The sequence below is a fragment of the Spirosoma pulveris genome, from assembly GCF_054781875.1.
On sequence record NZ_BAAGTO010000057.1, the window covers coordinates 1 to 1,404 of the forward strand.

At 47.0% G+C, this 1,404-nt stretch carries 2 protein-coding genes; both read left to right on the top strand.

Annotated features, from left to right (window positions below; translation table 11 throughout):
- Positions 1–84: 84 nt before the first annotated feature.
- Positions 85–519: a response regulator gene (locus ACYVJM_RS32040; RefSeq protein ID WP_461152198.1), complete on the top strand. Its 435-nt coding sequence runs from the start codon at positions 85–87 to the stop codon at positions 517–519.
- A gap of 121 nt (positions 520–640) precedes the next feature.
- A complete protein-coding gene (locus ACYVJM_RS32045) occupies positions 641–1,075 on the top strand; it encodes a response regulator (RefSeq protein ID WP_461152199.1) in 435 nt (144 codons plus the stop codon).
- Positions 1,076–1,404 lie beyond the last annotated feature (329 nt).

The window sequence follows — 1,404 nt, forward strand, 5'->3', positions numbered from 1 at the left end:
GGGGGTTTTCAAAGATGCTTATCTAGCCATTTTTTTATGCGTAAACGTTTATATTTGTAAGTCTCCAATCAGCTGCCTGGCTTTATGTCTGCCAAATTTACTATACTGCTTGTCGATGATGATCCGGATGTTGCAACCATTTTGACCCGGGTATCTTCACAGTCATTTCCCGAAGCTAGGTACATTCACGTTACGGAGTTCAAACAAGCCCAAAACTACCTCAATGATTTGGATGGGTTGGGACCAAATCTAGTCTTACTAGATATAAACCTACAGACCCAACCCAGTGGGTTCGAGTTCTTATCGCTCATGCGAAAACACCCGGTTGGTTGTTTTGTGCCTATTGTTATTCTAACCGCGACCAGTAAACAGACAGTTGCCCAAGAAGCCTATGTACGAGGCGCTAATTCGTTCACCGTCAAACCCTTTAGCTATGCGGATTGGAAAACGTATGTCAGCCAACTACGTACCTACTGGTTCGAAACGGTAAGTATTCCTAAACTGTATTTCAGGCAGTAATCATTGGGCTGGATGCTGGACTGGGCACCCAACTAGATTGAACACTGGTCTTCACTCCATCAGTACCAAAAGAGTAGGTAGGCAACGTCACAGTCCTACCTTGCCTTAACAATCCTTTAGTATGCAAGATGTTAAACCGTTTACTATTTTAGTCGTGGATGATGAGCCTCCCATCTGCGAGCTCTTGGAACGAATTGCCGATCCTATATTTCCTGAAGCTTGCTTTGTCAATACCAGATCAGCCCAGGAAACGCTTGACTATTTAGACAAGCTGCCGGCTACCGCTCCTCAACTAATTTTGCTGGATATTGACTTAGGCTCCTCGGTTGATGGGTTAGCGTTAATCCCTGAGTTACAGAATCGGTTAAAAGGCCGGGCTCCTATCATCATGTTTAGTTCCTCCTCAGAGCCGCCTGCCGTTAAGCAAGCCTACGAAAAAGGGGCTGTTGCGTACACCCAAAAGCCCGACAATTTAGCGGGCTGGAAGAGCTATGTGGCCAGCCTACGGTCTTACTGGCATGACACAACGATACTGCCCACAACGGCACAACCCTAGGAGAAAATGATTTGGATGATCCGCACTTGGCTTTACGAGCGAACTAGGATAAAGCAGTCTATAACAAATACCTAAAAGTACAGCGATCGCTTATCGTACTTTGGAAGGCCAAGTATGCAAAGGATACGTAGCCCGATAGCCAATAAACACCTGTTGATCTAATCTCTTCAACCAGTATTTTCCCGCCGCCTGGCTCCAGCTCTTCGACCATGGCCAGGTTCTGGTAGAGGCCTTGCCACACATGCCCCACAAGCCGAATCTGATCCTCCTCGATCAGCACATGCCGGTTCTGGACGGTTACCAAACCTTACTGGCCCTCAAAGGGCACC